Consider the following 24,573-nt stretch of genomic DNA (forward strand, 5'->3'; position numbering starts at 1 on the left):
CGAACCGTACGTCAGAAGAGGCGGCCGTCCTCCTCGGCGGGCGGTTCCTCCAGTTCCAGCAGGTACCGCTTGCGCTGGAGCCCGCCCGCGTACCCGGTGAGCGTCCCCTTCGACCCGACCACCCGGTGGCACGGCACGATGATGCTGATCGGGTTCCACCCGTTGGCGTTCCCGACCGCCTGCGCCGCCGCCGGGTCGCCGAGCTCGGCGGCCAGCTGCCCGTACGTCCGCGTCTCGCCGTACGGGATCTCGACCAGCAGCTTCCACACGCTCTGCTCGAACGCCGAGCCGCGCGGCGCGAGCTCCAGGTCGAACCGCCTGCGGTCACCGCCGAAGTACTCGTCCAGCTGGCGCCGCACGTCCTCGAACCCGGCGTCCGACTCCTGACCGAAGTCGAGGCGCGGGGTGCGCAGGTGGCCGTCGAAGTAGAGCCCGATCAACGCGGTGCCGTCGCCGACGAGGGTCAGCGGCCCGACCGGGGAGGGAATGACGCAGTGGTGCACACCGGCCATTGTCCTCCCCTGCCCGGCAGCCCCTACAGGCCGTGGCCGAACGGGAAGAGCGGGTCGTCGTACCCGGCGACGTCCTCGTGGTGCCGCCGGACCTGCTCCATCGAGCGCGGCAGGTCGAACGGCAACCGCCCGGCCGGTGGGATGGCCCCGGACAACGCGTCGGCCAGCGCCTCGTCCGTCGACCCGTAGCTGACCACCACGGTCGAGGCGATGGGCAGCAACGGGGTCAGCACCGCGGGACGGTCCAGCGTCACGTCCACCACCAGCGGGCAGACCGCCGCGATCCGCGCCAGCCGTGACGCGAGCCCTGGCTGGAACTCCAGCGAACCCTGGTGGAACCACGACTCCAGGAACAGGTCGGCGCGCGGGTCGAACGGCGCCATCAGCCGCACCAGCGCGAGATCCGCCTCCTCCGGCGTCGCGACCACGACACCGAGCCGTCCCGCCACCTCGGGCGAGAAGTTCTCCACGTACAGCTTCAACCCCGGCCGCAGCGGCAGCTCGCCCTTCTGCAGGACGGTCACCGAACGGGCCTGCGCCGCGTGCCCCTCGTCGCGGAAGTCCTGCCGTCCCACGATCTCCGCGGCGAGGTCCTCGTCCACGAACGGGTCGTCGAACAGCCCCAGCCGGAACTTCACGGCCAGCAGCCGGCGCGCCGACTCGTCGATCCGCTCCTCGGTCACGCGACCCTGCGCGACCAGTTCCAGCAGGACGTCCACGCACTCCTCGCCACCAAACTGGTCGGCGCCCGCCGCGAGGATGAGTTCCATGCGCCCCAACGCGTCCAGGTGCTCGACGCCCCACGCCCGCGCGGGCAGGACCTTGTCGCCGACGTGGTTGTCCATGACGAGTTCCCAGTCGGTCAGCACCACGCCGTCGAACCCGAGGCCCTCGCGCAGCATGCCGGTGACGACCTGCCGGTTGTAGCCGAAGCCGACCTCTTCGATGGGTTCGCCGCCGACCTCAAGACCGATGGGCATCCCGTAGTACGGCATCACGGCCGCGGTCCCGGCGTCGATCACCGCCTTGAACGGCGCCATGTGGTCGTCGAAGCGGCCACCGGGGTACACCTGCTCGCGGCCGTACGGGAAGTGCGCGTCCTCGCCGTCCTTCTGCGGGCCGCCGCCGGGGAAGTGCTTGCTGGTGCAGGCCACCGACTCCGGCCCGAGCGACGGCCCCTGGAACCCCCGCACGTACGCCACGGCCAGTTCGGCCGTCAGCGCGGAGTCCTGGCCGAACGTGCCCGCCTGCCGGGCCCAGCGCGGTTCGGTGGCGAGGTCGATCGCCGGGTGCAGGGCGCAGCGGATGCCCGCCGCCACGTACTCCTGGCGGGCGATGTCCGCGAACCGCTCCACCAGGGCAGGGTCGCGCAACGCCGCCAGGCCCAGCGACTCCGGCCACTGGGAGAAGGCCTTGGCGCTGAACGACACCCCGGCGTTCTCGAGGAACGCGTGCCGCGGGTCGGTGGAGATCGTCACCGGGATCCCGTGCGGGGTGTTCTCGGCGATCCGCTGGAGGTTGTTGTACCAGCGCGCCGCCATCCGCGCGTCGTGCAACGCGTGCACGTTGAAGTGGCTCAGGTGCTTCTGCGTCACGACGACGCTGGTCGGCGACTTCGAGATGTCGCCGGGCGCCTCCTTCACCGTGCCGTCCGCGCCCGCCTCGATGACGGTGTGGAACAGCAGGCCTGCCTTCTCCTCCAGCGAGAGGCGCCCCAGCAGGTCGGCGACCCGGTCGGCCACCGGCAGGCGCGGGTCCTCGAAGGGGTCCATCACGCCGTTGCCGTTGAGGTCGCGGTACTCGACGCCGTCCTCGGAGATCAGCCGCACGGGCCGCATGTCCTTACCTCCTGTGAAAATCAGACTCGGCTCGCGCCGAACTCCTCGACCCCGATCACCGGACGCAACGCGCGTTCGACGGCCGGTGTGCTGAACGCCCTGCGGATCACGTCCCGGCACAGCACGTTCCCGATCGCCCCCATGACCATCGCCTGGTCCAGGGAGAGGTAGCGGCGCGCGATCGTGCCCGACTTCACGGCGGCCGCGTCGAAGAAGCCGCCGCGGCCGTACGCGCGCAGGTCGTCCTGGACGCGCGCGAGGTTCGCGAAGGCCTCGTCGCGTTCGTGCATCATCGCGAGGAACGCGGCGTGCGGGGTGACCACGCCGTCGCCGTACGCCGGGGTAGGTGCGGTGGCGGGACGGCAGGTGCCGAAGCCGACGTCGTAGTTCGTCATCTCCTGGTCGGAGAAGTAGCCGTTGGCGCCGTTGCCCGGTTCGTTGCCGGGGCCCATGCCGAGCGCGTCGACGCCGTACTCGCGGTAGCCGCCGGCGGGGTTGCTGGACGGGCTGAAGCCCCAGTAGCCGTACTTCGCTTCCAGCAGCCCGTGTTCACGTTGCGCGCGGACGTGCAGCCGGTGGTTGCGGCCCCACGACCTCGGCGCCCACGTCGCCTCGGGCACGAACACGTCCGGCATCAGCTCCTCGAACATCGACCCGCCCCAGCCCGGCACGATCCGCATGCCGCGGTAGGTGTAGGCGCCCTCGAAGACCTCGATGCCGTAGTAGGTCCGGTTCTCCCCCACCGGCTGCATCTCGTGCCACGACCAGTCGCACGACGCCGGGAACGTCCGCCACATCGCGAAGTACTGCTTCGGCGGGACCTGCCCGGTGATGATGCCGAGGTAGCTGGTGATCCGCGTTTCCGACACCGTCGTGTCGTAGTGGTGGTTGGTGAGCCACACGGGCTCGCCGCCGATGTGCGTGCCCTGGTAGACGCCGCCGGGCCGGTCGTGGTCGAACGGGAAGAACCCGCCGTGGATCAGCCCGCCGGGACGCACGGCCGGGTGTCCGGCGACGTCACCGGGGTTGTAGAAGGCGTCCCAGCGCATGCGGGCGAAGATCCGCCGGGCGAGGTCCGCCGCCGCGCGGTCCGCGCCCGCCACGACGAGCAGCGCGGCACCGAGCCAGCCGTTGTCGACGCTGGAGCAGAACGGGTGCACGACCGCGCCGGTCCCGGGCCAGGCCCGCAACGCCTCGCCGGTCTCCTCGTCGTACCAGTTGTAGTACATGCCGCTCGGGGTGTGGTGCTCCATCCGGTCCAGAGTGGACAGAGTGCGGACGAGCCGGGCGGACGCCTCGTCCTTGCCGATGAACCCGAGCTCGCGGGCCACGACCGTGGACCACAGGTAGCCGCCGATGTTGGTCGGCGAGGTGTAGCCGGACCGGTCGCCCGCCGCGAGCGACTCGGGGATGTTGTCGGCGGGCAGGCCCGTGTTCGACGGGGTCATGGCGACAAGACTGCGCCAGGTGTCCTTGGCCCAGCCCCGGACCCTGACCGGGTCGAAGCGCCGGGACGCGGCGGTGGCGGAGGCGGGCACGGCGAGCGCGACGGCGCTGCCGATGAGCAGGGTTCGGCGGGTGAACGTCACAGGATTCCCCTTTGGACTTCTCACTTGATGCCGGTGGTCGCGATGCCTTCGATGAAGCGCCGCTGGAAGACGAGGAACACGAGCAGCACGGGGACGACGACGATCGTGGCCCCGGCGAGCAGCAGGCCGTACTGGATGGAGTTCTGCCCGGTCGAGTAGAGGGCGAGAGCGACGGGCAGGGTGAACTGGCTCTCCTGCTGCGCCACCACGAGAGGCCACAGGAAGTTGTTCCAGCTGCCCAGGAACGTGAGGATGCCGAGGGTCGCGAGCGCGGGCCCGCACAGCGGCAGGATGATCCGCGCGAAGATCCGGATCTCACCCGCGCCGTCCACCCGTCCGGCGTCCAGCAGCTCGCGCGGCAGGCCGGAGATGAACTGGCGCATCAGGAACACGCCGAACGGCGACACGAGGAACGGCAGGATCAGGGCGGGCAGCGAGTTCGCGAGGCCCGCGTTCACGACGAGCACGTACAACGGCACGAACGTGACCACGCCAGGGATCATCAGCGTCGCCATGACGATCGTGAACAGCGCCTTCTTGCCGCGGAAGTCCAGCATCGCGAGCGCGTAGCCGACCGCCGAGCAGAACAGCAGGTTCCCGGCCGTCACCAGCACGGCGACGACCGCCGAGTTGAGGAAGTACGTGCCGAACTGCAGGCGGGAGAACAGCTGCGCGTAGTTGTCGAGCGACGCGCTGTCCGGCCACCACGTCGGCGGGTTCCGCCGGATCTCGCCGTCGCCCTTGAAGCTGCCGAGCACCATCCAGGCGAACGGCGCGACGACGGCGACGAACGCGACCGTGAGCGGAACGTAGAGCCACCAGCGGTTCTTCACGTCAGCTCCTCTCCCGCAGCAGCCGGAACTGCAGCGCGGTGACGATCGCGATGACGACGAAGATCAGGTAGCTCATGGCGGAGGCGAAGCCGTAGTTGCCGAACCCGAACTGCTTGTAGGTGTACATCGTCGCGGAGATGGTCGAGTTGAGCGGGCCGCCGTTGGTCATCACGAACGGCTCCTCGAAGAACTGGAGGTACCCGATCGCCGTCGTCACCGAGACGAACAGCAACGTGGGGCGCAGCAACGGCAGCGTGATGTACCAGAACCGCGACACCGCGCCCGCGCCGTCGATCGACGCGGCCTCGTGCAACGACTGCGGCACCGCCTGCAGGCCGGCCAGGAAGATGATCATCGCGGTGCCGAAGTTGCGCCACGCGGCCATGAGGATCATCGCCGGCATCGCCCAGTCCGGGTCGCCGAGCCAGTTCGGCCCGTCGATGCCGACCCAGCCGAGCATGGTGTTGATCAGCCCGTACTCGTCCTGCAGCAGGAACCGCCACACCACCGCGATCGCGACGATCGACGTGATCACCGGCGTGTAGAAGCCGAGCCGGAAGAACGCGCGGAACCGGTTGATGCCCTTGTCCAGCACCACGGCGGCGGTGAGCGCGATGAGCAGCGTGAGCGGCACGCCGACCAGCACGAAGTACGCGGTGTTCCCCGCGGCCGTGCGGAACAGCGGGTCGCTGAACGCCTGGACGTAGTTGTCGAGCCCGACGAACTCCACCGCGAACGGCGTGCGCAGGTCGCGGTTGCGGGTGTCGGTGAAGCTCATGAACAGCGACTGCACCACCGGCCAGGCCGTGAACACCGCGAACAGCAGGCAGAACGGGAGGATCAGCAACCACGCCGCCCGTTCTGCCCCGCGGCGGCGCACCGCTGTCGAGCTCACTTGCCGGTACCGATGGAGTCCGCGGACGCCTGCGCCGCCTTGAGCGCCGTGCCCGCGTCGGAACCGGACCTGGCCACCTTCTCGACCTCGGTGTCGAGCGCGGTGATCGCCTGCTCCCAGGTGGCGAAGGTGGGCGGCGACTGCGCGGTGTCGAGCTGCTTGCCGAACGTCGCGAGCTTCTTGTCGGCGGTCAGCACCGGGTCCTGCCAGGCGCTCTTCACCGACGGCAGGTCGGTCGAGGACTGGTACCACTTGACCTGCGTCTTGGCGTCGGCGAGCCACTGCACGAACTTCCAGGCGGAGTCGCGGTTCTTGCTCTCCTTGAACACCACGAAGTTCGAGCCGCCGACGAAGCTCGACGACGTCTTCTTGGTCGGCATCGGCATGACGTCGTACCTGTCCTTGAAGCCCTCGCCGCCGACCTTCTCGACCGCGGACATCATCCAGGGACCGGAGATGAACATCGGCACGCGGCCGCTCGCGAAGTCGGGTTCGGTCGTGGGCTGCGCGGGCGCTTCCTTGTCCGCGATGCCTTCCGAGAAGAAGGAGCCGTAGTACTCCAGCGTCTCCTTCATCTCGGGGCTGTCGAAGTTGTAGGCCTTGCCGTCGTCCTTGGTCAGCTCGGCGCCGTTGGACCAGGCGAACGGCAGCAGCGACTGCCACGACCCGGTGCCGCCGGGCTGCAGTCCGATGCCCCACTTGGCGCCTGCCTTGGCCTGCAACGCCTTGGCCATCTCCTTGACGCCCGCCCAGTCCTTCGGCGGCGTCTCGAACCCGGCCGTCTTGGCGAGGTCCTTGCGGTAGTAGAGCAGCCGGGTCTCGACGTACCAGGGGATGCCGAACGACGTCCCGCCGACCTCGGTCGTCTTCTGCGCGCCCTCGAAGAACGCGCCCTTGTCGATCGACGGCGGCGTCGGGTCGAGCGCGCCCATGCCGGCGAACTCACCCATCCACGTCGACCCGACCATGGCGGCGTCCGGCGCCTGCCCGGCCGTGATCGCGGAGGTGAACTTGTTGTGCGCGGAGTCCCACGGGATCGCGGTCACCTGCACGTCGACGCCGGGGTTCGCGTCCTCGAACTCCTTGGCGAGCGCCGGGAGCTTCTCGCCCTCCGCTCCCATGGCCCACACGGTGATCGTCCCGGCGGCGGGCCCAGAGCCGATCTCCGCGCCCGTCTGACCACCGCCCTGCTCGTCCCCGCGCCCGCAGGCGGAGAGCACCAGCACCAGGGCTGACACGCTCGCGAGCATCTTGGAAGTGCTGCGCGCCATCGGCTTCTCGCTTCCTCTCGGAGTTGGTCTCAAGTGGACTGCGGCTTCAGCAGCCGCAGGAAGAGCGCACCACGAGCTGCGTGGACAGCGTCTGCGCGTGCGACCGCGCCGCCTCACCACCGACCAGCTCGTGCAGCCTGGTGGCCGCCAGCGCGCCGAGCTCGTGCACGGGCTGCCGCACCGTCGTCAGCCCCGGCCGGACGTACCGCGAGGTCATGACGTCGTCCCAGCCGACCACCGCCACGTCGCCGGGCACCGTGCGCCCGGCGTCCTGCAACGCGGTCATGACCGACAGCGCCAGCTCGTCGTTGGCGCACATCAGCGCGTCCGCCTGGAGTGCGCCGTCGAGCAGCTGCCGCGCGACCACAAGACCGTCGGCCTCGTTCAACGCGACGCGCACGGGTTCGACGGCGTGGAGCCCGCGATCCTGATGGGCGGCAACGAATCCCGCGTACCGGTCGCGGATGTCGGGCCCGCTGTCCGGGTCGCCGACGAACAGGACCTGCCGCCGTCCGTGGCCGAGCAGGTGCCCGGCGAGCTCCCGCGCGCTCTCCAGGTTCTCCGCCGACACCGCCTCGACCCCGTCGCTCGCCTCGCCGGCGATGACGACGACGGGTTTCTTGGCGCGCAACAACCGCACCACGTCACCCGAGGCCGCCGACCCGAACACCGCGATGGCGTCCACCCGCGTCGCGAGCTGCCGCACGGCCGCGGGCAGATCGGTGCGGCTGTTGGTGAGCACGAGCACGACGGACTGCGCCAGCTCGGCGGCCCGCGCCTCGAACCCCATGAGCAGCTCGGCGTAGTAGGGACCGGACAGCTCCGGCAGCACCAGCCCGTGCGCCTCGTGATGGCGGACCGCGAGGCTGCGCGCGGCGCCGAGCGGCACGTACCCGAGCTCCTCGACGGCGGCGAGCACCTTCTGCTTCGTGGCCTCGGCCACGACCGTCGCACCCTGCAACACCCGCGAGACGGTGGCGATGCTGACGCCGGCGTGCTCGGCGACCGAGTAGATGGTCGCCCCCGCGGACCTGGCCTCGGCCGAGACCTGCTGCTTGCCCATACGCGCTGCCTGCCGCCTCTGTCGTCGCTGACTGTTATGTAAGCGCTTACATGTCACCTTTTGTGATGTAAGCGCTTACATACGGCTGTTTCGGCAAATATAGGCACGTGACGCGGACCGGCACAAGGCCAACGCCGCTCAGAACCGCCGATTCGACGCCGCTGAGCACGTCAAATGCCCACGAAATCGGTCCGGAACTGGACCACGGACGCGGACCAATCCGTCACTAACGTCATGATCCATGACAGTCATCGGACCCTCGTCCACGAACTCACTGGACGTCCTGCTGCACCATTCCCCCGCCATCCCCCAGGGCTCCGCGGGCATGGTCGCCACCGTCACGATCCCGCCCGGCGACCCCGGCTCAGGCCCGCACCGGCACTCCGGCCCCGTCTTCGGCTACGTCCTGCAGGGCGAGATCCTCTTCGAGCTCGAAGGCGAGGAACCCCGCGTATACCGAGCCGGCGAGGCGTTCTGGGAGCCCGGCGGCGACGTGGTGCACTACCAGGCCGCCAACCTGCGCACCGACGTCGAGAGCAGGTTCCTCGTGTTCATGCTCTGCGCCCCCGACGTCCCGATGATGACGTACCTGGACGCCGACGAGATCGCCGCCCGCTCCCACCTGCGGGTTCAGTCCCCCACCACCTGACGTGACCAAGTGCACCTCATCGGCCCCGAATCCACCGGGCACCGTCAAGCATGCCAATCGCCACCACCAGGCGTCGTCACGACCTACGAAGCCGGCACCCGCAACGCCCCAGAAATCGAAACCCCGTCCCCACCCCACGACACAGCCCGCAAATCCGCCACCACGACCTCGGCAGGAGTCTCCAGCGCCCCCACCCCGACCCCCACCACACCAGCAGGCGAGGCCGCGATCCCAGCCGCCACCCCGTTCCCGCTGTCCTCGAACACCACACACCGGGAAATCGGCACCCCGAGCTTCGAAGCCGCCGTCAAATACCCCTCAGGACTGGGCTTCCCGGCCGAGACAGAATCCCCGCTGATCACCACACCAGGCAGCGGAATCCCCACCGCCGCCAACCGAGCCTCCAGCAACGAAACCGGCGCCGAAGTCACCAACGCCCAACCGGCCCCCAACGACTCCACCAACGCAACCGCACCGGGAATCGCCTCGGTAGCACCAGAATCGGCCAACTCGATCGCGTTGATCCGCTGCAACGCCGAATCCCACAGCTCGGCGGCCACGTGCATCCGAACCGTGTCCGCAGCCCGGCGCCCGTGCAACCCGGACAGCACAAGAGCCGGATCGACCCCGTACTCGGAAGCCCACTGGGTCCAGGCCCGCTCGGCCGCCACGGTCGAGTCGGTCAACACGCCGTCCATGTCGAACAGGACAGCCTCACAGCCCAGCTTCATCGTTCTCCCTCGAACACGAACCCTCAAGAAGGCAGCGGAATCTCCAGGCTCACGGTGCCGCGCAGATCCAGCCACGCCCGGTCACGCCCGCGCACCAGCCGCAGGACCACCTCCGAGCAGTGCGGGCACCGCGCGACAACGCCCGGCGCGTTGTGGTAGACGTGCAGCGACGCGACCGAACCGCGGTAGCCGCAGCCCGAGCACTGTCCAACAGCGACGGTCAGGTCCACGGCGAAGATCTCCCGCAGGTCGCCGGCCAGCGCGTTCCCGTCCACGTGGGTCATCGGTGCTCTCCTGTCAGCCAAAGCGCTCGGTGCGCACGCGGCGAGGATCATGGCCGAGCGCCACGAAGATGTCGGACACGGTCTCGACGAACCCGGTGGGCCCGCACACGAACACCTGGGGCTCGAAGTCGGCGGGCCACGCGTAGGTGTTCACCCCGGCCAGCCCGAGCCGCCCCGGCGGCGCAGCCCATCCCTCCGGCACCGACCGCGTGTACACGAACTGGACGTCCAGCCCGGCGTCCTCACGGGCACGACGGCGTAGCTCGTCGGCGTAGTAGACGTCTTCAGGCGTGCGCACCGAGTAGATCAACCGGAACGGCACCCGGCTGCCCTCAAAAGAACGCGTACGGATCATGGCCATCAGCGGCGCGATGCCCGACCCGCCGGCCACCAGCGTCACCGGCGCCGCATCAGCTGCGCGCCACACGAACCAGCCACCGACAGGGCCGCGCAGTTCGACCGAGGCGCCGACCGGCAGCACGTCGCACAGGTACGGCGACACCTCGCCGCCGTCGACCCGTTGCACGCTCAGCTCGAACCGCTCCCCGTCCGGCGCGGAGGAGATCGAATAGCTGCGCTGCACCGAGTAGCCGTCCTCCGCGGTCAGCCGCACGTCGACGTGCTGGCCCGGCAGGTGTCCCGGCCAGCCGGGCACGTCGAACACGAGGCTCCGGGCACTCGCCGTGATGTCGGTGGCCTCGGCCAGTTCGGCCACCCGCCAGGTCAGTCGCCCTGATACCGCTGCTCGCGCCATGGGTCTCCGTAGTCGTGGTAGCCCGCGCTCTCCCAGAAGCCGGGTTCGTCCTCCAGCAGCAACTGGATCCCGCGGACCCACTTCGCCGACTTCCAGAAGTACAGGTGCGGCACCAGCAGCCGCGCCGGGCCGCCGTGCTCGGGCGTGAGCTCCTCGCCGTCGTAGCGGTAGGCGACCCACGCCTGGCCGTCGATCAGGTCCTCGAGCGGCAGGTTCGTGGTGTAGCCGCCGTAGGACTGCACGAGCGCATAGTCCGCGGCCGTCTCCACGTCCTCCAGCAGCACGTCGAGCGACACGCCCTTCCAGCGGGTGCCGAGCTTCGACCACTTGGTGACGCAGTGGATGTCCGTGGTGATCTTCTCCGCGGGCAGCTCGATCAGCTGCTGCCACGACCAGTCGTAGCGCTGACCCGCCTCGGTGTTGATCGTGAACTGCCACCGGTCGGTCGTCACGCGCGGCGTGGGGCCCGCCGTGAGGACCGGGAAGTCCTCTGCCAGGTACTGGCCGGGCGGCAACTGCACGTCCGGTGACTGGCGCCGCCCGGTGAAACCGGGAGAGACGATTGGCATCGTGTCAGTAGACGACAGCGGCGCGCCGAACGCCACTGCTGATCACGGAGGTCACATTGGACGTGCTGGTCGAGACCGTCGGCGTGGTGACGGTGATCCGGATGAACCGCCCGGACCGCCGCAACGCGGTCGACGGGCCGATGGCCGCGGCCCTCAAAGACGCGTTCCTGGAGTTCGAGGCGTCAGAGCAACGGGTCGCGGTGCTCACCGGCGAGGGCGGAACGTTCTGCGCGGGCGCCGACCTGACGTCCGTCGGCGATCCGGAGCGCCGCAACGAGCTCGACCCGTCCGGCGGCGGTGCCGGCCCGATGGGACCGACGCGGCTCGCGCTGAGCAAGCCGGTGATCGCGGCGGTCAGCGGGTACGCGGTGGCGGGCGGGCTGGAGCTCGCGCTGCTGGCGGACCTGCGGGTCGTCGAGAGCGACGCGGTGTTCGGGGTGTTCTGCCGCAGGTGGGGTGTGCCGCTGATCGACGGCGGAACCGTGCGGCTGCCCAGGATCGTCGGCCTGGGCCGGGCGCTGGACCTGATCCTGACCGGACGCCCGGTGCACGCCGAGGAGGCTCTGGCCATCGGGCTGGCGAACCGGGTGGTCGAGCCGGGCAAGGCCCTGGAGGCCGCGCTGGAACTGGCCGAGCAGATCGCCGGGTTCCCGTTCGAGTGCGTGCTCGCGGACCGGGCCTCGACCTACGGCGGGCTGGACCTGCCGCTGGCGGAGGCGCTGCGGGCAGAGGGGGCGGCGGGAGTGCCGATCGTGGCGCTGGAGGGCGCGGCGGGCGCCGCCAGGTTCGCGGGCGGCGCCGGCCGGCACGGCACGTTCACGGCAGGCGGGTGACCACGAGGTCCGGGTCGCGGGCGATCTGTGACACGGGCCCGGCGACACTAGGAGCCTGACTTCCGTGCTGGCACGGATCCGCCCGGACCGTGCGGTGATGAGACTCGGTGGCCACCACGTCAAGGAGGCGACCATGTACGCGCAACTCATCTACTTCGACGGACCCCGCAGCTCGGAGCAGCTGGCCGCCGAGGACTTCGCGGCGGCGGAACGCATCAGGCCCGCGATCGCGGCGGTGCCCGGCGGCATCAGGACCTACGTGCTGCGCCAGCCCGACGGCGCCGAGGTGATCCTGACGCTCGCCGAGACCGAGCAGGCCCTCCACGCCGGCCGCGACGCGATCATGGGCACCACGCTGCTGCCCGGCGAGAACCCGGACCTCCTGCCGGGCCCCGACCGCGTCGAGATCTACCCGGTCCACGAGGTCTTCGAGCACGGGGCGACGTCATGACCGCGGTCCGCACCCTCGCCCCCGGCCGCTGGCAGGCCGACCTCGACCGCACCACCGCGTCGTTCACGGTGGGCAACCTGGGCCGCAAGGCACACGGCACCGTGCCCGTCACCGCGGGTTCCGTCGAGATCGGCCCGGACGGTTCCTTGCTCGGTGTGCGCGGCACGCTCGACCTGTCCGGCATCGCGACGGGCATCCCGAAACGCGACCTGGACCTGCGCCGGCCCGGCCTGCTGGACCTCGACCGGCATCCGACGATGAGGTTCACCGCGTCGTCGGCGCGGGCCGTCGACGAGGGCTGGGAGGTGACCGGCACGCTGACCTGCCGCGGCACGGCGGCCGAGCTCACCGGCGTGGTCACCGTGGACGACCTGGTCCTCACCGCCACCGCGCGGCTGGACCGCAGGGCGCTCGGCATCCGCGCGCCGTCGTTCCTCATCGGACGGTGGGTCGACATCACGGTGACGGCGGCGATCCGTCACTCGGCCTGAAGCAGGCTGCCCGTCACGAACCGGACCCCGCCGCGGCGAACGCGCCGGTCGTGACGGTCGGCGCGGGTCGCCCGGTCACCGAAGTGGACCCAAGGATCCGCTGGAAACCGGACCACCTCTTGTACCGGTCTTTTCGCGCGGCGGGACCGGTACCGGCCGGGCGCAGTACCGTTCTCCCAGCACAACGCACCAAGACCGATCAAGCCGCATGACATCGATGTCGTCGCCGCGAATTCCTGTCTCGTTTGTCTTGTTGACCAGGGAGCTAACGCCACCGAAGCTTCCTGGCAACGTTGTCAGGACAGGGATCGGAGCACGCAATGGCGCAGGACTTCGGCAGCGGCGTCTCGCGGCGGCAGGCGTTGACCATGGGTGGCGGGCTGCTCGCCGGGTTCGGGTTGAGCACCCTGCTGCCGGCGACCGCGTCCGCCGCTCCGCAGCAGGCGGCGGCGCAGCCGAAGACGGTCGACCTCGCGTTGTTCCGTCCCGTGTCGGTGTCCTCGACGGACTACGCGGCCACGCCCGCCGAGTTCGCCGTCGACGGGCTCGCGCAGGTCGGCGTGCAGGGGTCCGGGTGGAGGGCCGGGCAGGGCGACGGTCAGTGGATGATCGTGGACCTGCAGGGCCGGTGCGAGGTCAGCTCGGTGGTGCTCACGTTCGAGGCCAAGCCCGGTGATCCCGCGTTCGACGCCAACGCCTCGCGCGCCGAGACGATCGGCACCGAGATCCTGTCGAGCTACGCGGTGGCGTTCGACCTCGACGTCTCCGACGACGGCCGGGTGTGGCGGACGGTGCACCACACCGAGTCCGGTGCGGGCGGGGCGGTCACCGTGCCGTTCTCGCCGGCGGTCAAGGCGCGCTGGATCAGGTTCTCCGCCACCCGCAGGTCGACGACGAACCCGTTGGGGCTCAACGGCTTGCAGGTCTACGGCACGAGCAGGGACAACCGGCCCGCGGTCAAGGGCTGGACGAACTGGCCGGTGAAGGACCACCCGAACCCCGCGCTGACCGTGGCGGCGGACGGGTCGGTGCCGCTGGAGTCCGGCTGGGTGCTGACCATGCAGGACTTCGCTCCCGGCAAGGACGGCGCCGCGCTCTCCGGCCAGAACGTGGACACGCGCGGCTGGGTGCCGGCGACGGTGCCGGGCACGGTGCTCGCGTCCCTGGTCGAGCAGGGACACCTGCCGGACCCGGTGTACGGCATGAACAACCTCAAGATCCCCGAGGCGCTGTCGCGGCACACGTGGTGGTACCGGCGGTCGTTCGGGCTGCCGCGCGGGCTCGACACCGGCAGCGGGCGGCACGTGTGGCTGGAGTTCGACGGCATCAACCACGAGGCCGAGATCTGGCTCAACGGAGCCAAGATCGGCGCGGTCAGCAACCCGTTCGGGCGGGCCGCGCTGGACGTCACGACGGCGCTGCGCCGCTCCGGCGACCAGAACCTGGCCGTGAAGATCACGCCGATGCCGTTCCCCGGCAGCCCCGGCGACAAGGGGCCGCGCGGTGAGGCGTGGGTCGGCGCGAACAGCACGATGTTCAAGAACTCCCCCACCTACCTCGCGGTGTCGGGCTGGGACTGGATGCCCACCGTCCGCGACCGCGCGTCGGGCATCTGGAACCACGTGCGGCTGCGCTCGACCGGCGCCGTGGTCGTCGGCGACCCGCGCATCGACACCGTGCTGCCGGACAAGGCGACGGCCGAGGTCACTTTCACCGTGCCGGTCCGCAACGTCGAGGCCGCCGCGAAGAACGTCACCGTCACCGCCGAGTTCAGCGCCGTCAAGGTGAGCAGCACCGTCACCGTGCCGGCCAGCTCGACGCTGGACGTCGTGTTCGCGCCGTCGACCCACTCCCAGCTGCGGATCAAGAACCCGAAGCTGTGGTGGCCCAACGGCTACGGCGACCCGACCCTGCACGACCTCACGCTCACCGCGTCCGTCGGGAACGCCGTGAGCGACCGCAAGAAGCGCAAGTTCGGCATCCGCCAGGTCACCTACCAGTACGACCTGCCGATCACGATCGTCGACGGCGCGGCCGAGCAGACCGTCGAGTTCCCATACCAGCAGGCGCGTTATGTCCGGATGCAGGGCGGCCGGCGTGCCACGAACTGGGGCTTCTCCGTCTTCACGATGTCGGTGGCGGACAGCAAGACCCCGGACACCGACCTGGCGCGCGGCAAGACCGCCACCGCGTCGTCCGCCGCCGACTGGACCTCCCCCGGCGCCGTGACCGACGGCGACCCGAAGTCCCGCTGGACGTCGAACTACAACGACAACGAGTGGGTGCAGGTCGACCTCGGCGCCACCACGACGTTCGACCGCGTGGTGCTGCGCTGGGAGACGGCGTACGCGGCCACCTACAAGATCCAGGTGTCGCAGGACGGCGACAGCTGGACCGACGTCGCGGAGAAGGACAACTCACCGAAGCCGCTGATCATCCTGGTCAACGGCGTGAAGATCTTCGCCCGCGGCGGCAGCTGGGGCTGGGACGAGCTGCTGCGCCGCATGCCCGCCTCCCGCGCGGACGCGGCCGTGGCGCTGCACAAGGACATGAACTTCACCGTCATCCGCAACTGGGTCGGCTCGTCCTACCGCGACGAGCTGTTCGACGCGTGCGACAAGTACGGCATCCTGCTGTGGAACGAGTTCTGGCTCGGCTGGTCCTCCGACCCCGCCAACCACGAGCAGTTCTTCGCGCAGGCCGAGGACACCGTGCTGCGCTACCGCTCGCACGCCTGCTGCGTGGTGTGGTTCGGTTGCAACGAGGGCAGCCCGCCGTCGGCCGTGGACAAGGTCCTGCGGGAGATCGTCCACACCAACACCGACCTGATGTACCAGCCGAACTCGGCCAGTGGCGTGATCACCGGCGACGGCACCTACCGCTGGGTCGACCCGCGCACGTACGGCACCGGCGAGGCCACCGGCGGGAAGTTCGGGTTCTGGAGCGAGATCGGCCTGCCGACCGTCTCCACCGCCGAGAGCATGCGCAACCTCGTCGGCCAGGGCAACGCGGGCTGGCCGATCGGCGAGGCCTGGTACCACCACGACTGGTCGGAGAACAGCAACCAGCAGCCCAACGGCTACAAGGCGGCCATCGACGCCCGCCTCGCGCCGTCGAGCAGCCTGGACGAGTTCTGCCGCAAGGCGCAATTCGTCAACTACGAGAACATGCGCGCCATCTTCGAGGCGTGGAACGCCCGGCTGTGGAACGACGCGACCGGCGTGCTGCTGTGGATGTCGCACCCGGCGTGGCACTCCACCGTGTGGCAGACCTACGACTACGACATGGACGTCAACGGCAGCTTCTACGGCTCCCGCAAGGGCTGCGAGCAGCGGCACGTGCAGGCGAACCTGACCACTTGGCAGGTCACCGCCGTCAACCACACCGCCTCGCACCTGGTCGGCGTGACGGTGCGCGCGCAGCTGTTCGGCCTGGACGGCAAGGCGATCGGCCAGGCCCAGGAGCAGAAGCTCGACGTCAACGCGACCACGGCGACCAACCTGTTCACCGTGCCGTTCACCGACGCGCTGCCGGCGTTCCACCTCCTGCGGCTGACGATGACCGACGCCCAGGGCAAGCAGATCTCCGAGAACACCTACTGGCGCTACCGCACGCCGGAGTCGATGCACGCCCTCAACCAGCTGGCGTACACGCAGCTCACGACGACGTTGAGCGCCACGAAGGACGGCTACACCGCCACCATCCGCAACACCGGCAAGACGGTCGCGGCGATGGTCCGGCTGTCGCTGCGCGAGCGCAACGGCACCGACCGCGTGCTGCCGACCCTGTACAGCGACAACTACTTCTGGTTGCTGCCAGGGGAAACCCGGACCGTGACGATCGACCCGCAGCGCGACGTCAACCGGCCGAAGCTGCTCGTCGAGGCCTACAACTCGGCCCCGAAGCTGACCTAGGACCAGCTCGTGGGAACGGGCCCGGCACACCACAGGCGGTGTGCCGGGCCCGTCCGGTCAGATCGCGCCGCCGACGATCGGCAGCACCACCTTGCTGACGCCGAGCGACACGTTCAGCGCGATGCCGCTCGCGCCGGTGTCGGTCGCGATGTACCCGCTGTGGTTGGTCACGAGCACGATGCCGATCCGGTGCCCCGCCGGGATCAGCGCGTCCCTGGCGTGCAGCTTCCAGGTGACGTCCGCGGTGGTCCCGTTGGTGGGCAACGGGGTCGAGGACTCCAGCGACACCCTGTTCTTGGTGTCGACGGCACCCTTGGTCAGCATGGTCGCCGACACCGCCTGGATCGACACCTCCGGCGGCTTGGCGCAGCCGGTGCGGTCGCGCAGGTCGTTCTTCGCGCACGTCTCGGTGGACAGCTGCAGCGGACTGCGTTCGCTCAGCACCGCCTGGCTGGCCGGGCCGTAGTCCACCAGCAACGCCGTGAGCGGCGTCGACGCCCGGTTGGACGCGATCCGCGCGGTGACCCGGACCTCACCGGACAGCCGCGCGTCCTTCGTGAGCGGCGCCGTGACGTAGGCGAGGCGGCGCGAGTCGGCCGTCTCCGGGTTGGCCATCATGAGCGACTCGCTGAGGTTCGCGTTGTCCCCCAGGCGTTGCGTGCCGCTCGTGACCGGGGTCGTGGTGAGCGAGCCGGACATGCCGTTCGCCGCGGGGCCGAAGTACAGGGTGGTGTCCTGCGTGTTCGGCCGGGGCCAGCTCGCGGCCTGCTCCCAGCTGCCGTCCGGCTTCTGCACGTCCGCCATCGGCTCGTTCATGATCCCGTTGTTCGCGCCCTTGAGCCAGTGGTCCATCCACAGCCCCATGACGCGCTGCCACTCGGCCTGCCGGAACGAGATCGGGTCGAGGTGCCCGCCGCGGTGCAGCCAGATCTTGCGCGGCACCCCCCGGTCCTGCAGCTCCTTCCACCAGCGGCCGAACTGCGACGGCTTGACGTTCCAGTCCGCCTGCCCGTGCACCACGAACACCGAGGCGGTCGTGTTCTGCGCACCCGGCCGGTAGTCCCGCGCCTTCCAGAACTGCGTGTAGTCCCACGACTCGTCGCCGTCGTCGGCCGACAGCTTGTCGAAGACCGGCTTGCACTTGGCCTTCTGCGCCGAGCTGACCACGTAGTTCGCGAGGAAGGTCGGGTAGTTCGACTCCCAGCCCTTGTAGCCGATGCCCTGGTCCCGCGCGTACTCGTACCAGCTGGAGATCGCGGCGATCGGCACGATCGTCTTGACACCGGGGATGTTCGCCGCGGCGGCCGCGTTCGGCAGCGTGCCGTTGTAGGAGACGCCGAGCATGCCGACGTTGCCGGTGCTCCAGGTGGCCTTCGCCTCCCGGCCGTCCGCGTAGAACGCCTTCGCGCGGCCGTTCAGCCAGTCGACCACCGCCTTGACGCTCGCGGTGTCCTCCGGGCCGCCGGTGGTCGGGCAGCCGGTGGAACGGGAGGTGCCTTGCATCTCCATCTCCACCACCGCGTAGCCGCGCGGGACGAAGTACTCGTCGTACCAGCGGCCGAAGCCCCTGGGGACGTTCATCGACGACGCCTTGGCCGCGCCCAGACCGTAGTAGGGGCTGGCCTCCATGACGATCGGGACGCGCTCGGTGGTGTCCGGGCGCATGACGTCGGCGGCGATCCGGTCGAGCCTGCCGTCCGAGTCGCTGTCGATTGTGGACTCGACGTAGACCGTCTCGGTGACGGCGGCAGGAGCGGCCGACGCGGTCTGGACAGGGGTGTAGACGGTCGCGGCGGTGAGCAGGGTGGCCGCGACCAGGTAGGCCTTTCGCATGGTTCCTCCGTTGGAGGGCCCCTTGTAGCTGCAGGGTTCGGGCCCTCACCAACGGATCTCACCGGGTCCGGCCGTGACACCGGTACGGCCGAAAGATCTGTTTTGTTGTCAGTTCCCGGCTGCGGCGGAGCGCGCCACCGCAGCCTTCGCCGGGGCCGATGTCAGGCCGCGACGAGCTCCTTGTCCCGGTCCGGCGTCTTGACCTTCGGCTTCTTGTTCGGCAGCGACAGGCGGAACACCTTGCGCCACGCCGAGAACACCTGCTTCGGCAGCGGGCCGGTCACGTACTCCAGCTCGTACTTCTCGAACAGGGCCTTCACCTTCACCGCGACCTCGGCGTACCGGTTGCTCGGCAGGTCCGGGAACAGGTGGTGCTCGATCTGGTGCGACAGGTTGCCGGTCATGAAGTGCATGGCCTTGCTGCCGCTGATGTTCGCCGAGCCCATCATCTGGCGCAGGTACCACTGGCCGCGCGTCTCGCCCTTGATGGAGCGGCGTTCGAAGACCTGCACGCCCTCGGGGAAGTGGCCGCACATGATGACCGAGTGGGACCAGAGGTTGCGGATCAGGTTCGCGGTGAACGTCGCCGCCAGGGTCGTGAGGAACGACGGGCCGGACAGCAGCGGGTGGATCACGTAGTCCTTCAGGACCTGCTTGCGGATCTTGCGGCCGACGGCCTTGGCGCGGGCGCGGAACTCCGGGTTCTTGCGGCGGCGCTTGTGGAGGTTCTTGCCCAGTTCGAGGTCGTACGCGGCGATGCCGTACTCGAAGAAGCAGGCGTTGATGAAGTTCCAGACGGGCTGGCCGAGGTGGATCGGGTGCCACTTCTGGTCCTCGTCCACGCGCATGATGCCGTAGCCGAGGTCGTTGTCCTTGCCGATCACGTTGGTGTACGTGTGGTGCAGCTCGTTGTGCGAGTGCTTCCACTGGTCGGCGGGTGAGACGTGGTCCCACTCCCAGGTCGTGGAGTGGATCTTCGGGTCGCGCATCCAGTCCCACTGGCCGTGCAGGATGTTGTGCCCGATCTCCATGTTGTCCATGATCTTCGCGACGGACAGACCGGCGGTGCCGATGATCCAGGCCGGCGGGAAGAACGAGAACAGCAGGATGCCGCGGCTGGTCAGCTCCAGCTTGCGCTGCGCGGAGATGACCTTGCGGATGTAGGCGGCGTCCTTCTCACCACGGCTCGCGATGATCTCGTCGCGGATCGCGTCGAGCTCGCGGCCGAGCTCCTCGATCTGCTCTGCGGTGAGGTGCGCGGTGGGGTCGATGGCGGTCATGAAACTCGCTTTCCGGGGACAGTGGCCGGGGGACGTGCCACTTCGCGGGGGGAGGAAGTGTGTGGTGGGTCAGCGTTCGAGTTCGCAGGGGCCCGCCGCGGCGGACACGCAGGTCTGGACGAGCACGTGGGCGGTGGGGCTGTCCTCGGCCTGGGTGATCTCGCCCGTGCGCAGGTCTCGCACCGCGCCGGACCTCAGCGGCGTCACGCAGCCGAAGCAGATGCCCATGCGGCACCCGGACGGCATCAGCACGCCCGCTTCCTCGCCGACGTTCAGCAACGGCGTGGCACCGTCCGCGTCGACGGTCTTGCCGGTCTTGCCGAACGTGACCTCGCCGCCCTCGCCCGCCACCACGACGGTCGGGCGGAAGCGCTCGGTGTGCAGCTTCTCGGCGATGCCGTGCTCGGCCCAGTGCGCCTCGGCGGCGTCCAGCAGGCCGGTCGGGCCGCAGGCCCACGTCTCGCGCTCGGCCCAGTCCGGGACCAGCCGGTGCAGTTCGGCGACGTCGAGCATGCCGTCGGTGTCGGTGTGCAGCTCGACCAGCGTCAGCGACTTGTCCGCGACCAGGTCGTGCAGGTCGTTGCGGAAGATCACGTCTTCCTCGCGCGGTGCGGAATGCACCATCACGACGTCGGTCAGCTTCGCGTCGCGCAGCATGCCCATCGCGGGCGTGATGCCGCTGCCGGCCGTCAGGTACAGCACCTTGGCGGGCTTGGCGGCGGGCAGCACGAACTCACCGGTCGCCTGGTCGAGCTGGATGATCGTGCCCGGCTTCGCCTTGCGGACCAGGTGGTTGCTGACCTTGCCGTCCGGGATCGCCTTCACCGTGATGGTGATGCGGCCGTCGGCGCGGTGCGTCGGCGACGTCACCGAGTACGCACGCCACAGGCGCACGCCGTCGACGTCGATCCCGACGCGGATGTACTGACCGGCGACGTGACCGCGCCAGCCCTTGCCGGGCCGGATCACGATGGTCGCGGCATCGGCTGTCTCGCGGTGCACGGCTTCGATGCGACCGCGCAGGTCAGCACCCGCTCGGAGGGGGCTCACCAGGTCGAGGTAGTCGGACGGCAGCAGTGGCGTCGTGACCAGCTCAAGCAGTTTCCACGCCCTGCTGCGGAGGGCGGCACTCGTCATGACTCCAGCTTGATGCGCCTCAGGGCGTAAAGTCCTGTCCGTAGGACGTGAATCTGCCAGCCCGGATTGTTCGCAGGGAACAAATCGTGACGCACGCAATGCGGCGAGCCACCGAACTCGCCCTCGACGAGAAGACCGTGACCGCGTTGCGGGCGGTGCTCAAGACGACCGCCGACGAGGTGGTCCGCGCCATCATCGCCGAAGTGCCCAGCTACGCCAACGCACTTTCCGGACGCATGGGTGGCACCATCCGCCGTGCGGTTCGCACGGCGCTAGGACACTACTTGGACCTGGCCGGCGGCACAGGCGGAGGCGGCGACGCCTCGGACGCCGCCTACGAGCTCGGCCGCGGCGAAGTGCGCGACGGCCGCTCGATGGACGCCCTGCTCAGCGCCTACCGCGTCGGCGCGCGCGTGGCCTGGCGAGGCCTGGCCGCCGGAGCCGTTCCCGCAGGCCTGCCCGCCGCCGAGGTGGCGAAGTTCGCCGAACTGACCTTCGCCTACATCGACGAGCTGTCCGCAGCGAGCGCCGCGGGTCACGCCGACGAACTGGCCGCGCGAGGCCTCGCCCACGAACGCCACCTCGAACAACTCGCCCGCGACCTGCTGGCCGGCTCCAGCGCCGAAGTCCTGCAGGCCGCCGCCGCACGAGCCGTGTGGCAACCACCGTCAACGCTGACCGTCGTGCTGCTGCCCGCGGCCCAGGCGCGTCCGGCCTACCGCCTGCTCGACCACAGCACCACCCTGGTGCTCGACGACCTGCCGGACTCCACCGGCGTGCTGCTCGTGCCCGAAGCCGACCGCGCACATCTCTTGCGGCAGCTCATCGGCCGTGCGGCCGTGGTCGGACCGGCACGCCCTTGGACGCGTGCGTCGGCGTCCTACGCACGGGCCGTACGCGCGCGCTCCCTCTCCGCGGACATCCGTGACACCGAGGAACACCTCGCGTCTCTGGTGCTGAGCGCCGACCCGGACGCATACGCCGACCTGCGGGCGCGCGCGCTCGCGCCGTTGCTCGAACTGCCGGTGGCCACCGGCAGGAAGCTGGAGGAGACGTTGCGGGCGTGGCTGCTGCACCACGGGCGGCGGGAGGAGGTGGCGGCGACGTTGTTCGTGCACCCGCAGACCGTGCGGTACCGGATGCAGCAGCTCCGGGACCTGTTCCCGGACCTGGGGTCGCCGCGGCGGGTGCTGGAGCTGACGCTGGCGGTGGGGCTGCAGACCGCTGCCGACTAGCGCCGGGCCTGGCGCGGGCGGGCGAGCCACTTGAGCTGCAGCCCGCGGAGCGCCGCCTGGGCTACGGGTTAGTGCCTCAGAGCGCCGTCCCTCCTGGCTGGTTCTTGAGCGTTTGGTCGCCACCTCGCGCGACCGCCATCGATACCTTCTTTTCGGTCAACACTGAAGCAATAGCGATGGTTGGGGTGGCGCAGGCCACACCGCCGCGAGAACCTCGACGGCGATCTCGACGTCTTGCGGAGTGTGAGAGCCATCCGGGGTGAGCCGGCCGACCTCGACGAGGAACACCTCGTGCGCCGCGTGGCACGGGGTGATCGGCGTGCCTTCGAGGAGTTGTACCGCCGCACCTCGCCATGGCTGACGGTGCGGTTGCGCCGGCGGTGCGCGGACGACCAGATCGTCGCCGAGGTGGTGCAGGAGACCTACCTGGCGGTGTGGCGGGCCGCCGACGCCTTCGCGGGCGCCGCGGCCGGGGGAAGTGCGGTCGGGTGGTTGTGGACGATCGCGGCGCGGCGGTTGATCGACGCGTTCCGGCGGCGGGCACATCACGCGGCGCCTCCGGTGGCGGCGGCCGCCGCGCCGTCGGTGCCGGGTGCCGAGGAGGCCGTGCTGGACGGGGTGGTCGGGGACGAGGTGGGGGACGCGTTGCGGCGGCTCGCGCCCGAGTTGCGGCAGGTGTTGCAGGCGATGGTGCTGGACGGGTTGTCGGTGCGGGAGACGTCGGTGTTGCTCGGGGTGCCGGAGGGGACCGTCAAGACCCGGGCCCGGCGCGCCCGCATCGCCATGAGGGAGGCCCTGGCATGACCGTTCACCCGACCGACCATCCGGCCGAGCTGCTGTTGCGCCGGTATTCCCGCGGCGACGACCTGCCTGCCGACCAGCTGTGGGCCGTCGAGGCGCACCTCGAGAAGTGCGGTCCGTGCCGCGGCCGGCTGGAGCCGGAGCCGATCGCCGAGGCGGTCTGGGCCGACCTGGCGCCGCTGGTCGAGCGCACGCCCCAGATGCCACGGCGACGGCGGCGGGCGCACGGGTGGGTGGCTCCAGCGGCCGGGCCGTGGCTCGCGATGATCCTGCTGGTCACGGCCGCGGCGGTGGCGCTGGACCGGGTCGGGTTCGCGGTGGGCGACCGGGTGTCGCTGGTGCTGCTGATCGCACCGGTGCTGCCGGTGCTGGGGGTGGCCGCGTCGTGGAGTCGCGCGCTGGACCCCGCCTTCGAACTGGCGGCCGCCACGCCCAGGGCCGGGTTGCCGCTGGTGTTCCGCAGGACTGCGGCGGTGCTGGCCGTGGTGATCCCCGGTCTGGCGGTCGCGAGCCTGATCACGGACGCCGGGTTCGCGCGGTGGTTGTTGCCGTGCCTGGCTTTCACGCTCGGCACGCTCGCGCTCGGCACGCTCATCGGCGTCACGCGCGCCGCCGTGGTGCTCACCGCGGCGTGGGCGGTGGCCGTCGTGGCGCCGACGATCGCGTTCACCACCACGTCCGCGGCGCTCGACGCCCACGCCGTGTGGGTGGTCGCCATCGTCGTGAGCGCGGTGGTGATCGTGGCGAGAAGGATGACGTTCACGCGCCTGGAGGCCGACCGATGACCGCGCCCACCACGTACGGCTGGGAGATCGAGGCGAGAGACCTCGAGGTCAAAGCCGGCCGGAAGACGGCCGTCGACGGCGTCACGCTCACGATGGGGCGTGGCGTGCACGGGCTGCTGGGCCCCAACGGCGCGGGCAAGACGACGCTCATCCGGGCCCTCGCGACCGTTCTCAGGACGAAGGGCACGCTCCGCCTGCTGGGCGGCCTGGAACTGCGGGAGCTGCGGCAGCGGATCGGGTACCTGCCGCAGGAGTTCGGGCACTACAAGCGGTTCACGGTCCGGGAGTTCGTCGCCTACGTGGCGTGGCTCAAGGAGATGCGCGACATCCCCGCGGCGACGCAACGGGCGATCGAGCGGGTCGGGCTCGCCGACCGCGCCGACGACAGGATGAAGACGTTGTCCGGCGGCATGATCCGCAGGGTCGGCATCGCCCAGGCCATCGTCAACGACCCCGAGATCCTGCTCCTCGACGAACCCACCGCTGGCCTCGATCCCGCGCAGCGACTCAGGTTCCGCGAGCTGCTCACCGAACTCGGCACCGACGCGTGCGTGGTCGTCTCCACCCACCTGGTCGAGGACGTCGCCGCCGCCTGCACCGACGTCGTACTTCTCTCCCAAGGGAAACTCATCTTCCAGGGCACGCCGGAACAACTCCAGGCCCGAGGCACCGGACAACATCCAGGCGACAGCCCGATCGAACGCGGCTACAGCGCGGTGCTCGGCCTGAGCAGCACGTGGTGAGCCACGTCACAGCAGAACGAGAACCCGGAAGGCGCCACCACCGTCTAGCCGGGTGAAGCGGAAATGACTTGAGGGAGAACGG

23 protein-coding genes are annotated in these 24,573 nt (G+C 70.0%); 9 read left to right on the forward strand and 14 right to left on the reverse strand.

From position 1 onward, the window contains the following. Positions 1-11: 11 nt before the first annotated feature. Genes ACQEU1_RS08150 through ACQEU1_RS08180 form a run of 7 tightly spaced genes read right to left on the reverse strand, consistent with a single transcriptional unit; the run spans position 12 to position 8,001 of the window. Positions 12-512, reverse strand: coding sequence for a methylated-DNA--[protein]-cysteine S-methyltransferase (locus ACQEU1_RS08150; protein ID WP_433197896.1), 501 nt, complete (start codon positions 510-512; stop codon positions 12-14). A 23-nt stretch (positions 513-535) separates the two neighbouring features. Further along, positions 536-2,350, reverse strand: a complete 1,815-nt coding sequence (locus ACQEU1_RS08155; RefSeq protein WP_433197898.1) for a glycoside hydrolase family 3 protein — start codon at positions 2,348-2,350, stop codon at positions 536-538. A 20-nt stretch (positions 2,351-2,370) separates the two neighbouring features. After that, a complete protein-coding gene (locus tag ACQEU1_RS08160; RefSeq protein WP_433197900.1) occupies positions 2,371-3,939 on the reverse strand; it encodes a glucoamylase family protein in 1,569 nt (522 codons plus the stop codon). A 20-nt stretch (positions 3,940-3,959) separates the two neighbouring features. Then, complete coding sequence (locus ACQEU1_RS08165) at positions 3,960-4,772, reverse strand: carbohydrate ABC transporter permease (protein WP_433197902.1); 813 nt, start codon at positions 4,770-4,772, stop codon at positions 3,960-3,962. Between the two features lies 1 nt (position 4,773). After that, positions 4,774-5,667 (reverse strand): carbohydrate ABC transporter permease, encoded by an 894-nt coding sequence (locus tag ACQEU1_RS08170; RefSeq protein WP_433197904.1) that lies wholly within the window; start codon positions 5,665-5,667, stop codon positions 4,774-4,776. Continuing rightward, on the reverse strand, positions 5,664-6,938 hold the full coding sequence (locus tag ACQEU1_RS08175) for a sugar ABC transporter substrate-binding protein (protein ID WP_433197906.1): 1,275 nt from the start codon (positions 6,936-6,938) through the stop codon (positions 5,664-5,666). The genes ACQEU1_RS08170 and ACQEU1_RS08175 overlap by 4 nt, the downstream gene beginning before the upstream one ends. Before the next feature lie 46 nt (positions 6,939-6,984). After that, positions 6,985-8,001 carry a LacI family DNA-binding transcriptional regulator gene (locus ACQEU1_RS08180; RefSeq protein ID WP_433197908.1) on the reverse strand — a complete coding sequence of 339 codons (1,017 nt, stop codon included), beginning with the start codon at positions 7,999-8,001 and terminating at the stop codon, positions 6,985-6,987. Between the two features lie 241 nt (positions 8,002-8,242). Between ACQEU1_RS08180 and ACQEU1_RS08185 the strand changes: the two genes are divergently transcribed. Next, a complete protein-coding gene (locus ACQEU1_RS08185) occupies positions 8,243-8,650 on the forward strand; it encodes a cupin domain-containing protein (RefSeq protein ID WP_433197910.1) in 408 nt (135 codons plus the stop codon). Between the two features lie 83 nt (positions 8,651-8,733). Here the strand turns inward: ACQEU1_RS08185 and ACQEU1_RS08190 are convergent, their stop codons facing one another. The 4 genes from ACQEU1_RS08190 to ACQEU1_RS08205 are packed head-to-tail and all read right to left on the reverse strand — an operon-like array spanning position 8,734 to position 10,988. After that, positions 8,734-9,381, reverse strand: coding sequence for an HAD-IA family hydrolase (locus ACQEU1_RS08190; RefSeq protein ID WP_433197912.1), 648 nt, complete (start codon positions 9,379-9,381; stop codon positions 8,734-8,736). Positions 9,382-9,404: 23 nt separating this feature from the next. Next, entirely contained in the window at positions 9,405-9,665 is a 261-nt protein-coding gene (locus tag ACQEU1_RS08195) for a DUF6510 family protein (RefSeq protein WP_433197914.1), read from the reverse strand. Between the two features lie 13 nt (positions 9,666-9,678). Continuing rightward, the gene (locus ACQEU1_RS08200) at positions 9,679-10,419 is read right to left on the reverse strand and encodes a ferredoxin reductase (RefSeq protein WP_433197916.1); all 741 of its coding nucleotides are present in this window, start codon (positions 10,417-10,419) and stop codon (positions 9,679-9,681) included. Further along, positions 10,389-10,988: a sulfite oxidase-like oxidoreductase gene (locus ACQEU1_RS08205; protein ID WP_433197918.1), complete on the reverse strand. Its 600-nt coding sequence runs from the start codon at positions 10,986-10,988 to the stop codon at positions 10,389-10,391. The genes ACQEU1_RS08200 and ACQEU1_RS08205 overlap by 31 nt, the downstream gene beginning before the upstream one ends. A 56-nt stretch (positions 10,989-11,044) precedes the next feature. Between ACQEU1_RS08205 and ACQEU1_RS08210 the strand changes: the two genes are divergently transcribed. The 4 genes from ACQEU1_RS08210 (at position 11,045) to ACQEU1_RS08225 (ending at position 16,677) form a co-directional block, all read left to right on the forward strand. Beyond that, positions 11,045-11,821: a crotonase/enoyl-CoA hydratase family protein gene (locus ACQEU1_RS08210; protein ID WP_433197920.1), complete on the forward strand. Its 777-nt coding sequence runs from the start codon at positions 11,045-11,047 to the stop codon at positions 11,819-11,821. 64 nt (positions 11,822-11,885) lie between these two features. Then, on the forward strand, positions 11,886-12,272 hold the full coding sequence (locus ACQEU1_RS08215) for a hypothetical protein (protein ID WP_433197922.1): 387 nt from the start codon (positions 11,886-11,888) through the stop codon (positions 12,270-12,272). Beyond that, complete coding sequence (locus ACQEU1_RS08220) at positions 12,269-12,763, forward strand: YceI family protein (protein ID WP_433197924.1); 495 nt, start codon at positions 12,269-12,271, stop codon at positions 12,761-12,763. Before ACQEU1_RS08215 ends, ACQEU1_RS08220 begins: the two co-directional genes overlap by 4 nt. Before the next feature lie 320 nt (positions 12,764-13,083). Next, positions 13,084-16,677, forward strand: a complete 3,594-nt coding sequence (locus tag ACQEU1_RS08225) for a discoidin domain-containing protein (protein ID WP_433197926.1) — start codon at positions 13,084-13,086, stop codon at positions 16,675-16,677. Positions 16,678-16,734: 57 nt separating this feature from the next. Here the strand turns inward: ACQEU1_RS08225 and ACQEU1_RS08230 are convergent, their stop codons facing one another. The 3 genes from ACQEU1_RS08230 to ACQEU1_RS08240 form a co-directional block, all read right to left on the reverse strand. Beyond that, positions 16,735-18,510: a CocE/NonD family hydrolase gene (locus ACQEU1_RS08230; protein ID WP_433197928.1), complete on the reverse strand. Its 1,776-nt coding sequence runs from the start codon at positions 18,508-18,510 to the stop codon at positions 16,735-16,737. 161 nt (positions 18,511-18,671) lie between these two features. Continuing rightward, the gene (locus ACQEU1_RS08235; protein WP_433197930.1) at positions 18,672-19,790 is read right to left on the reverse strand and encodes a fatty acid desaturase family protein; all 1,119 of its coding nucleotides are present in this window, start codon (positions 19,788-19,790) and stop codon (positions 18,672-18,674) included. A gap of 69 nt (positions 19,791-19,859) precedes the next feature. Beyond that, positions 19,860-20,927 (reverse strand): ferredoxin reductase, encoded by a 1,068-nt coding sequence (locus ACQEU1_RS08240; RefSeq protein ID WP_433197932.1) that lies wholly within the window; start codon positions 20,925-20,927, stop codon positions 19,860-19,862. Positions 20,928-21,013: 86 nt separating this feature from the next. Between ACQEU1_RS08240 and ACQEU1_RS08245 the strand changes: the two genes are divergently transcribed. The 4 genes from ACQEU1_RS08245 to ACQEU1_RS08260 all read left to right on the forward strand — a co-directional run bounded on the left by ACQEU1_RS08245 (position 21,014) and on the right by ACQEU1_RS08260 (position 24,491). Beyond that, positions 21,014-22,162 (forward strand): PucR family transcriptional regulator, encoded by a 1,149-nt coding sequence (locus ACQEU1_RS08245; protein ID WP_433197934.1) that lies wholly within the window; start codon positions 21,014-21,016, stop codon positions 22,160-22,162. Positions 22,163-22,414: 252 nt separating this feature from the next. Then, on the forward strand, positions 22,415-22,966 hold the full coding sequence (locus ACQEU1_RS08250; RefSeq protein WP_433211389.1) for an RNA polymerase sigma factor: 552 nt from the start codon (positions 22,415-22,417) through the stop codon (positions 22,964-22,966). Then, positions 22,963-23,748, forward strand: a complete 786-nt coding sequence (locus ACQEU1_RS08255) for a zf-HC2 domain-containing protein (RefSeq protein ID WP_433197936.1) — start codon at positions 22,963-22,965, stop codon at positions 23,746-23,748. Before ACQEU1_RS08250 ends, ACQEU1_RS08255 begins: the two co-directional genes overlap by 4 nt. Further along, positions 23,745-24,491: an ABC transporter ATP-binding protein gene (locus tag ACQEU1_RS08260; protein WP_433197938.1), complete on the forward strand. Its 747-nt coding sequence runs from the start codon at positions 23,745-23,747 to the stop codon at positions 24,489-24,491. Before ACQEU1_RS08255 ends, ACQEU1_RS08260 begins: the two co-directional genes overlap by 4 nt. Positions 24,492-24,573: the final 82 nt, after the last annotated feature.

The sequence above is a fragment of the Lentzea sp. CA-135723 genome (assembly GCF_050936595.1).
In the GTDB taxonomy this organism is placed as follows: Bacteria; Actinomycetota; Actinomycetes; order Mycobacteriales; family Pseudonocardiaceae; genus Lentzea.